At 38.3% G+C, this 10,100-nt stretch carries 11 protein-coding genes and 2 tRNA genes; 6 read left to right on the forward strand and 7 right to left on the reverse strand.

Annotated elements, in window-relative coordinates:
• Positions 1–179: 179 nt before the first annotated feature.
• From M2132_RS08825 to M2132_RS08835, 3 genes are read left to right on the forward strand one after another with little or no spacing between them, the layout of a single operon-like run.
• Positions 180–347, forward strand: coding sequence for a hypothetical protein (locus M2132_RS08825; RefSeq protein WP_280672998.1), 168 nt, complete (start codon positions 180–182; stop codon positions 345–347).
• Positions 344–547, forward strand: a complete 204-nt coding sequence (locus M2132_RS08830; RefSeq protein ID WP_280672999.1) for a hypothetical protein — start codon at positions 344–346, stop codon at positions 545–547. The genes M2132_RS08825 and M2132_RS08830 overlap by 4 nt, the downstream gene beginning before the upstream one ends.
• Positions 532–783 (forward strand): hypothetical protein, encoded by a 252-nt coding sequence (locus M2132_RS08835; protein WP_280673000.1) that lies wholly within the window; start codon positions 532–534, stop codon positions 781–783. Before M2132_RS08830 ends, M2132_RS08835 begins: the two co-directional genes overlap by 16 nt.
• 53 nt (positions 784–836) lie before the next feature.
• Here M2132_RS08835 and M2132_RS08840 read toward each other — a convergent pair whose 3' ends face one another.
• From M2132_RS08840 to M2132_RS08850, 3 genes are all read right to left on the reverse strand, one after another.
• A complete protein-coding gene (locus M2132_RS08840) occupies positions 837–2,042 on the reverse strand; it encodes a site-specific integrase (RefSeq protein ID WP_280673001.1) in 1,206 nt (401 codons plus the stop codon).
• Between the two features lie 153 nt (positions 2,043–2,195).
• Positions 2,196–2,269, reverse strand: a tRNA-Ala gene (locus M2132_RS08845).
• Positions 2,270–2,366: 97 nt separating this feature from the next.
• Positions 2,367–3,863: a lipopolysaccharide biosynthesis protein gene (locus M2132_RS08850; RefSeq protein WP_280673002.1), complete on the reverse strand. Its 1,497-nt coding sequence runs from the start codon at positions 3,861–3,863 to the stop codon at positions 2,367–2,369.
• 175 nt (positions 3,864–4,038) lie between these two features.
• On the opposite strand from M2132_RS08850, the gene M2132_RS08855 reads away from it, so the two are divergent.
• From M2132_RS08855 to M2132_RS08865, 3 genes are all read left to right on the forward strand, one after another.
• Positions 4,039–5,220 carry a PAS domain-containing sensor histidine kinase gene (locus M2132_RS08855; protein ID WP_280673003.1) on the forward strand — a complete coding sequence of 394 codons (1,182 nt, stop codon included), beginning with the start codon at positions 4,039–4,041 and terminating at the stop codon, positions 5,218–5,220.
• 253 nt (positions 5,221–5,473) lie between these two features.
• Positions 5,474–6,133, forward strand: coding sequence for a hypothetical protein (locus M2132_RS08860; RefSeq protein ID WP_280673004.1), 660 nt, complete (start codon positions 5,474–5,476; stop codon positions 6,131–6,133).
• Between the two features lie 132 nt (positions 6,134–6,265).
• Positions 6,266–6,352: transfer RNA gene (locus M2132_RS08865), tRNA-Ser, on the forward strand.
• Positions 6,353–6,417: 65 nt separating this feature from the next.
• On the opposite strand, the gene M2132_RS08870 is transcribed toward M2132_RS08865, so the two are convergent.
• Genes M2132_RS08870 through M2132_RS08885 form a run of 4 tightly spaced genes read right to left on the reverse strand, consistent with a single transcriptional unit; the run spans position 6,418 to position 9,644 of the window.
• Complete coding sequence (locus M2132_RS08870) at positions 6,418–7,926, reverse strand: YccF domain-containing protein (protein ID WP_280673005.1); 1,509 nt, start codon at positions 7,924–7,926, stop codon at positions 6,418–6,420.
• Positions 7,927–7,935: 9 nt separating this feature from the next.
• Positions 7,936–8,541, reverse strand: a complete 606-nt coding sequence (locus M2132_RS08875) for a hypothetical protein (RefSeq protein WP_280673006.1) — start codon at positions 8,539–8,541, stop codon at positions 7,936–7,938.
• Between the two features lie 28 nt (positions 8,542–8,569).
• A complete protein-coding gene (locus M2132_RS08880) occupies positions 8,570–9,175 on the reverse strand; it encodes a hypothetical protein (RefSeq protein WP_280673007.1) in 606 nt (201 codons plus the stop codon).
• Positions 9,176–9,194: 19 nt separating this feature from the next.
• Positions 9,195–9,644, reverse strand: a complete 450-nt coding sequence (locus M2132_RS08885) for a hypothetical protein (RefSeq protein WP_280673008.1) — start codon at positions 9,642–9,644, stop codon at positions 9,195–9,197.
• Between the last annotated feature and the right edge of the window lie 456 nt (positions 9,645–10,100).

Consider the following 10,100-nt stretch of genomic DNA (forward strand, 5'->3'; position numbering starts at 1 on the left):
CTGTAAAAGGTTGCCTTGTTTTATAGGCTTTTTTTATGCCTATATATTACATATCTTAAAGGCGGTTGCCTTTCCCACTTACATTTCTCGGTTCTGCCGTTTGATTGTATGAGTTTCGCGACACGGGAAATGGCAGCCGTTCTTTTTTTTACTGCCTAAAATGCGAAACTCATACAATCATGAAAACAAAAAAAACAGAGGGCTTATTCTCAAGCCTGCCACAGAAAGCCAAAGTTCTTGGTGCTAAATTCATTCATGCCGGTGGCAAACAATTCTTCTCCATCAGCTACCTTCACAACGGGCAAACCATCACACAATCTATCCAAACGAAAGGAGGCGCTGTATGAATATAGCCTGTGTGTATAATCCCACTGATGGCACGCTGCATCACCTGCCCTACACTGACGAATCGCAACTGTCCGATACCGTAACGGCACTGTTCCCGGACGAACATAAAATAAAGGTAACCCTTGCCACAGGCGAGCAATTCTGGATAAATCCGTTATTGACAATAATAAAGGAGGAGGTATCATGGATAAAAAGATAGAGATAGCCGGCATACCCTTCACAAACGATATGCTTGAGGAGCTACGCCGATGGACAGCGCCCGACAAAAGCGATGATTCGCAGCTGCAGCAGGATATCGACGCTATCGATGCCGTGCAATCGTTCCTGATGTTCCGCTGGGAGCATCTCGGCGCCGACGACCAGGACATAAAGCACATGCTCATATCTATGCAGGTGCTGAAAGAGACACTCAATAAATTTAAACTAAATCCTTAGAGATAAGTCATATCGAGCCGCCCCATCTGTATAAAGATAAGGCGGCTTTCATTTTACAGTTCCGGAAAATTATGCTTCACATAATCGTTTTGTTTCCCGATTTTTTTCGACAGGTATATGTCGGTATAGGCAGTTGATTTGTGCCGGCAATGATCCCTTATAGCGGGAATAGGCGCTCCACTCATGGCAAACAGAACAGCGCCGGTACACTTCCAGCTGTATAGCTTATATTCTTTAGGATACCCTATCGCATCGCGGTGTTTATTAAATTCACACCGAAAGTGGTTCTTCCCCCAACACTCGGTACCCGGCTTTCCTTCTTTGCCAAAAACATAAAATTCTCGGTCGTTAGCCATGATGTTCATATCCTCCAGTATCTTGACCAACGCCGGTGGGATATTTATTATTCCTTCGCCCGTTTTTCCATTTTCAACCCGTATTCTGATTGTTTGTGAAAACAAGTTTATATCCTTTATTTTCAGCAATCGTAATTCCGTACCGGGCCTGATAGCACAATAAAAAATCATAGCGCAAAACAGGTATGTCTGTGGATCCTGCTCTTTTATGTAATTTAGCAGAAAAGAGGCTTCTTTCTGCGTCATTGGTTGTGCCGAATGGTCTTTATGTTGTCGTGCTTCCGGAAGGTCAAAAATAGGGTTTTGCAAAATAATTTTTTTCTTGACAAGCCAGTTAAAAAAACCATTTATACGTTGCTTAGAATCTTTTATTGTACGCCCTTCACGCTTGAGTTCTGTAGCCATATATATAACATAACTGGCTACCATGTCATTGGTAACTTCAAAGGCATGAATATCTTTCATTTTATTTTTATAAAGCCATTGGTAAAAAAGCCGAAGTTTGGATGTATAGTCCTGCAGAGTTTTATATCTTAAAAAAGGTGTTTTCTCGCTCAAGTATAAGTTTATGTAATACAATAGGTTTTTATCAGACTCAGTTCTACTTCCATACACCCTCGCATGAATGTTGTATGTAAGCTTGTCATCATACACAGGCCTATCCGGTTCCACCGGATTCCATCCCGATGAAAGCTGCTCCGATATTCGGTCAATTATTGCTCGCGCATATTCCCTTCGTTCTTTTTCGGAAGAAAGAGCCTTAAACCCATCATATTTTCGAAATCTCTCAAGTATGCCGGTCCTTTCATCACGATAGGAATATTCAACATACCAATCTTTACTCATGTCGCCCTTGCAATCATTTAGCCGGGGAAACGAAAATTTAATCTTTCTACGTCCCATAAAATTAAGTTTTTAGTGAATAGCGACAACCACTAAAACAAAGATATTATGGACAAGAAAAAGATCGACAGACAATTAATAGACATTTATATGCTTGTTACAGACACTTATGTGAGCATAACAAACTAAATATCACATTGTTATAAAAACTCGTGGAGCATATCGGACTCGAACCGATCACCTCAACACTGCCAGCGTTGCGCTCTAGCCAGATGAGCTAATGCCCCAAGATATTTCATTTTCAAGTGCTTACCGCAATAAGCAGTGCAAAGATAAAACTTTTCCTGTAAATATACACATAGGTTTTAAATCAAAATGTGTTTTTTATTTTCTCCGTATCAATTTATTCAAGACAGGAATTTCGGACAAAGGAACATCGTTCTTAACTATTACAAGGAGAAACACCCCGAGTAAGGCTGTACGATAGAGCAAACGAAGCGCCATGTTATCTATCTCCACCCAAATATTGCCCAAAGCATAAAGCAAAAGTGCAAAGGCGAAATAAAGTCCCAATTTTTTTAAATCGTACTTTATAGGATGGTATTTCTGTTCAAAGATATACGACAGCACCATCATCACCAAATTACATACAAGAGAAGCCCAAGCACTGGCAATGTATCCGTATCGAGGAACAAAAACAACGATAATAGTCACCGTTATGGCACACCCGATAAGCGAAAAAATAGCCCCGAAGTAAGTCTTATCTACCATCTTATACCAAAACGACAGATTAAAATATATCCCAAAGAAGATATACCCTATCATCACTATGGGCACTACTTTTATGCCTTCCAAAAAGTCTTCGCCCACAAAATACTTCACTATATCGATATAAAACATCACCCCAAGAAATATAACCAACGAGAAGATAACAAAATACTTCATCGCTTCGATATAAGGCTTATGGTCGTTGAGGTTCTTATTCTTGGCAAAAATGAAAGGCTCGTAAGCAAAACGAAAAGCCTGTGTAAACATCATCATCACCACTGCTATACGGAAACACGCCCCATACACCCCCAATTGAGAGAAAGCTTCTTGCTCGTCATCAAACAAAGATGGATAAATGATTCGGTCGATAGTTTGATTCAGTACCCCTGCAACACCCAATATGAGTAAAGGAAAAGAATATTTAAGCATCCTTTTCAACAAACCCTTATCCAAGACATACTTAAATCCTGTAAACTCAGGCAATAATAATATCAAAGTAATTATCGACCCCAACAAATTAGCCACAAACACATACCCTACCTTATAATCAGGATCATAAAACCAACCGATTAAATCAGGATTCACCTTATGAATATAAGGGCATGCAAGCAAGAAAAACAGGGTAAAAGCTATGGTCAGAAATATGGACAACAACCTCAATGTGGCAAACCGTAGAGGACGTTTTTTGTAGCGTAAATAAGCAAAAGGAATTGACACAAAAGCATCTATAGCCACCGTGACGGCCATAACAATCACATAATCAGAGTGATTCGCATACCCCATAACATCCGATATAGAACCCAGATTGAACCAACAAAGCAACACAAACAATACGGATGTAAAAGCTATCGATATAAGGGTGGTTGAATAAACGGTTTTCGGATTTTCTTCCTCTTTATTAACAAAACGAAAAAAACCTGTTTCCATTCCATAAGTCAGCAGAACAATCAATAGAGCCACAAAGCCATACATATTGGTTACTACTCCATACTCAACCTGAGTTAACAGACGCGTATAGAACGGCACCAAAAGCCAGTTTATAAATTTACCCAAGATACTGCTCAACCCATAAATGGCTGTATCTTTGGCCAGATTTTTCATTCCTCCTGCCATGCTATTCTTTTAATGGTGAACGCAAAGTTAATGTAATTTTTTCTGTAAAGGCCATATCTTTTTTCTACATTTGTAAACATAGGGTTGAGAACTTATAGAACGTAAGTTTCGCATACCACTGAAAAATATTCTCCTAAACCTTACGTTTAAGTATAGGAATACGTTATAACGAAAAATGAGCATCAACCGCAAGACTATTGCAAAATATATATTTATCATCGTTGCCGGTATTATTGTTGCCGGCTCTTTGGTTATATCCAACAATCTGGTCAATAAACTATCGAACGAAGAAGAGCAAAGAATCAGACTTTGGGCGGAAGCTATGCGCATCATTGCCTCTTCCGAGGCCGAAGATGCCATTGACCCTATCGTTCTTCAAATAATGAGTAGTAATACTACCATTCCTATTTTGCTTTGCGACGAAGACGGGCACGTTACCAACTCGAGCAATATAGAACTACCCAATACAGAGCAAGATGCTTTCCTTCAAAAAAAGCTGGAAGAGTTCCGTAGCCGGCACGACCCTATCACCATTGACATAGGCGATTCCAAACAGTACTTATATTACGACGATTCGTACACCCTTAAACAACTGCAAGTTTATCCTTTTATACAGATAGGCGTACTGACTATTTTTGTTTTGGTTTCGTTCTTCGCCCTGCTAAGTACAAAAAAGGCTGAACAGAATAAAGTTTGGGTAGGTCTGTCGAAGGAAACAGCACATCAGTTGGGCACGCCAATTTCTTCGCTCATGGCTTGGATAGAATATCTGCGGATGAAAAATGTGGACCCGTCAATCATAACCGATATGGAAAAGGACGTAACCCGCCTGCAAATTATAACCGATCGGTTTTCGAAAATTGGTTCCACTCCAACCACCTCCATATTAGAGATACAAGACTTGGTGAGGCGGTCGGTTGGATATATGGAGGGACGGATATCCAAGAAAGTAAATCTTTCGTTCAATTTCACTCAAACACCGCTTTACGCTTATGTAAACGAACCGCTTTTCGGGTGGGTTATTGAGAATTTAAGCAAAAATGCAGTGGATGCGATGGAAGGAAAAGGAGCCATAAAATACTCCCTTACTCTTTCGCCCGGCGGAAAAATGATATGGCTGGACATAGAAGATACCGGAAAGGGTATCCCAAAATCGAAGTTTAAAGATGTTTTTCATCCCGGATATACAACCAAAAGTCGGGGTTGGGGTTTGGGTTTATCGCTCGTGAAACGTATTATAGAAGAATATCACCACGGGAAAATATACGTAAAATCATCAGAGATCGGCGTGGGAACCACCTTCCGTATAGAACTGAAAACCCAACAAAACGAAAAGGTGCAAATACCGCATAAATAAAGGGAAAAGCTTATGCGCAACCCCCCCAGAGGTAAATATTTTCGCATTATATAAGCACGATAAGTTACAAATTAGCTTTTTTATGTGAAAAATTTATTTATTTTTGCATTAAAATATTTTTAAATCGAATTATACTTTGTTTTGCACTTGTTAATGGTGTAAATATTTTCCTAAGAATAAGTATAAACAAAAACTTACAAAATACATAGTATTAAATTCTTACATATTACACAATTTTAAATCAGTTTATTTTATGAGAAAAGTAATTTTAGGAGTAGTTATGCTGGGTGCTGTGTTTTCGTTCTCCAGTTGTAATAAACTTAAAGAAGCAAAAGAAGCTATTGAACAAGCGGCAGAGTCGGCTAAACCTATCGATGTAGATTATCGGATGTTCGAAAACAAAGAAGCTACAAAAAAAGTTTTTGATGATATTGTAGCTAAACTGGGAGAACAAGCAAAAGTTGTTGATGAAATTGATATTAGCATCAGCCGTCCATCAGTAGAAGGTACTATCAAGAGAGCTGGCGAGGCTGACAGATTAAGTATAACTATTGATACTCAAGACCCTACTAATCTTAAGCGTATCCGCCGTACAAACTACTGGTCTACCAGTGGAGGATGGCAACCTTCTGAACAAATGGAAGTAAACGTAATTACTGGTAACAAAGAAAACTTTAAACTCGAAGACAGTCTTTTCGACTTTAATCAAGTTACATTCGATGTATTGTTTAAAGTTATTACTGACGCATATGCAAAATATAAAGACACTGAGAAATACGAATACCAATATATCAGCAGAGTTGAGTTTGATAAAGGCGGTATTGAAGTGAAAATCTACGGTAAATTAGCTTCGAACGAGCAAGAAAAGAGCAACTACTACAAAGCAGACTTTAAAGGAAATCCCAGAAGATAATAAAAAGGGATAAACTAAATAATATAGCAGAGGCTGTCCACTTTTAGGATAGCCTCTGTTGTATATGGATACTTACTTCTTGCCTTTCTTGTCAATCCCGAAATATCTGTTATCTTTGCATCCGTAACAAAAGGAGAGGTGCTCGAGTGGTTGAAGAGGCACGCCTGGAAAGCATGTATACGGGTAACTGTATCGAGAGTTCGAATCTCTTCCTCTCCGCTGGAAAGAACAATTTAAAAGTGGCTTACAGAGCCACTTTTCTTGTATTAATACGGCTTGGGGAGCTATTTTTGCATCTCTCCGTTCACCCAAGTTCCTTTTCTGGACTTGCCATTAGCAAAGTAATAAACACCTTTTCCGTGAAATTTAAGATTAACAAACTGACCTACGTACCGCCAGCCCTCTCTTGAGTAATATGTACCCTGTCCTGTGGCATTATCATTCACCCAATCTCCTTCATATTTATCTCCGTTTGGCCATTGGTAAGTGCCTTTGCCATGACGTAATCCTGCGGCATTAAAATTGCCTGTATAAACAGTGCCCGTAGGGTAATTCTTGGTTCCGTATCGTGGGTGAGCTTCAATTCTTGGAGCAGGGACAGGAGCAATCACTTCAGGTTCCTTTGCAGGAACTTCTTTAGGAGTATTCACTTGGCTCTTTTCTTCTGCTTTAGCTACTGCTGTTACTTTTTCCGGCTCTTTCTTGGCAGGTTGCTCGGTAACTTCTCCGATGGCAGGTTCTATTTTTTCTTCCAATATTTCCTCTACAAACGGTTCGGATGCATTATTCGCCTCTTCGGCTGTTATCATAGGTTCGTTATCTTCCGAAACCGAAACCATTTGTTCTGTGGCATCATCCGATTTGTTCGCTAAAATAGCATATGTTGCACCTCCTCCTATCAACACAACGGCTAAAGCTATGAGAAGAACAGTTTGTTTTTTCCTTTCGGGCTTAACCTCTGCCCCCGGTGTTACCTTTTGCGTTTGTTTATCTGAACTCGGAGCAATAGGTTCGGTTATGATCGGCTCAGGTTCTATTACATTTGCTGCGGAATCCGATATTTTTTCCGTTGCTACTTCAACCAGATAGGTATCGTTGGTTTCGGCTTGCGGGATATCCTCTTCTTCTTCGGGCAATGGAATCTCTACTTTTTCTTCATCGCTTGCCACTTTCGCAGCCACAGCTGTTATTATTTCTGAAATTTGTCCGGGAACTCCTGCTACATTCTCATCTGCCGGCTGTTCTTCCGATACAGGAACAATAGTTTCTTCTTCAACAGCGCGAACTTCTGGTTTCTCAATCACCTCTTCTCTGGCCGGAGTAGTATTTATGCCACGGTTGGCCAAATCTCTCTCTTGTTTTTTCTTTTCTATTTCTAAAGCTACGTATTCGGGAACACATACTTTATTTACCGGATTAAATATCGTTCCCAACGATTTAGCCCAAACCAATCCGCAGGGAATACCTATAATTGATATAAACTCACACACTATCGTGATTATACAACTTATAGCCCCTAACAATCCGAATGGAAAATAAAGGATACGTACGATGAGAGCAAACGTTTTCCAGAGAGGATTCTGCTCCGTTCCCTTCAACTCATGAAGGTCGGCTTTGTTTACCATCTTATTGCCTTGAGGCCACAAAAGGAATTTGCTGAATTGCAACAAACCCAATCCGATGGGAAGCCCTACAACCGTTATACAGAACAATAAACCCACAAGCGCATATGAGAGAGCGAACAAAAATCCGAAAAACGGGAAGTGCCAAATGATGTTAAGAAAGGTTTTCATAGAACACTTCTATTTTTTAGTGAATTTTAAGTCAGAGCCAATTTTATAAACAGTATATGTGGTTGTTTCAGGGTAGTCCATATCTTCCGCACAATAAAGCTTGGTTTTTATTGAATCACCTTTTATTACAGCCGATAATTCTGCGGAATGATACAAAGGATTATGCCCCACTTGCAAATGGTTAATATAACTTCCCGATTTATCGTAACTTACAATAAATTCATAAAATTCGTAGCTGCCATTTTCTTCAAAACCATACACAACAGACTCTATACGTCCGTTACCGCCTTGATAAACAACCTTACCTCTTGCCAACTCATTATTTTTAAGCTGCTTATTCAATACTTCGCCTTTAATATCATCAATTTTTAGAAGTGTTCGCTCCTCTTGGGTTAGTTTTTTTCCGCTTTGATATTTCTTGAACTCAGAATCGTTCCAATTGTCAGGGCCTAATTTAACCTCGGCAATATCTATAACGGTCGTTTCTGCTTCAGAAACAACGACACTGTCTTTCTGAGGTTCACTATTTACCTCATTTTTACTTGATGGAGACTCTTTACATGCATATAGTACACAAAACGATAAGAGAAGTATTGCAAATATTTTATTTTTCATGATTTTATCTAAGATTATTATAATTGTTTTAGTTTCCCAAACTCACACTTTCTTCTTTGTTTTCCACAATAGGCACGTTCTTGAATATAATATTCCCACTCATTTCTTTTTGGTCGCGGGTATAACCTTCAATGCAAATTTGAGTAATATTGGTAGCTTTGACATCGAAATCCCATATATATACAACCATTTTGACAGCAACATTGCGGGGGAGAATAGTCCACGTTCTATTATTGTATTGCGAAACTTCCCCTCCAAAAACAATCTGAACTCTCGATTTATTTCCCAAATTATCTATGGCATATGTATTATTACAACTACCGCTTGAGCAACCCCTCACTGCATACGACACATCCTTGTCCGACAGATTGGTAGCAGTAAACTCAATCACAACTTTATTGCCATCGCGATCAATTTTTGTCGGGTTAAGTTTTAATAATTTACTTGGAGATGAAAAATTTATTGAGCCTCCGGCCTGTTCGCCTGTCAGGACACTCGAAACCTTGTCTATTTCCTTCGTAACATTATCTATGCCTTTCGATATTTTTTTAAAAAAATCTTGTGCGGAAAGATTTGTAACATTTAGTAGGAATAAGATAATAAAAAGTATGTGGATATTATTTTTTGTTTTCATCGTTTGTAGAAATTATTCGTTATGGATAATATTGTATCGTGTAATTCACTGTTTTTGAGACCCCATTCGCATCGGTTACAATCAATTGTTGCTCCGACTCACTAGAAGATGCAGTATTTATTTCTATTTTATAACTACCATCCAATTCTTTCTCAAATTTTTGCAGAAATATTTCTGAATAATGGGAATCATAATTCCCTATATATTTCGATTCAATTTTAAATGGGTTTTCAATATCGTTAAAAGGTTTGCCACCCCTTATTGTTAATATAAATGAACCTCCATCTGTTGGTTCAGTATCACTTATTTCAATAGACATCGGTACAATTTCTTGTATTGATTCTTCTCTTTTCTCCTTTTCAGTTTCTTGTTCTAATGTTTTTTTTCTTTCTGTCTCCACATTCTTTCCGCATGATAATACAATAGACATGCAAATAAAAGCAATTAAAGGAATAATAATTCTCTTCATGATTCTGTTTGTTTAAATAGTCCTTTGGCTCTCTCAAAAGACAAATTATATAAAATTAAAAAAGCGTGAGAACCGTTAAATTTCTTATCTGCTTTAGAAGGTATCGCCAAACACCCATCGGAACAAATAGAACAACAGCCTCACGCTCCTTGTATGTATTAATTTTTATATACAAACAGAAACGTGAGCATTTGTTGTCTATTACACTTGTTCCGAATTGTGAAAAATTGGCGATTTTTCTAAAGCAAGGTAATATCGTTAAACGCTCTTTATGATATATTCTACCTTAATTTAACTCTTTAAATCAAGGAATTGAAACAAAGATAAATAAAAGTATATAAAACTAAAAGCATTTAAGTAAATAATGCGAATCAGTAGTTGAAACAATTCGCTGATTTGTTTAGTTAAATTATTTATTATCAATGAAATAAGCGCGTTGAACATTTGCTCAATCTC

It is taken from the genome of Dysgonomonas sp. PH5-45, assembly GCF_029893235.1.
In the GTDB taxonomy this organism is placed as follows: Bacteria; Bacteroidota; Bacteroidia; order Bacteroidales; family Dysgonomonadaceae; genus UBA1309.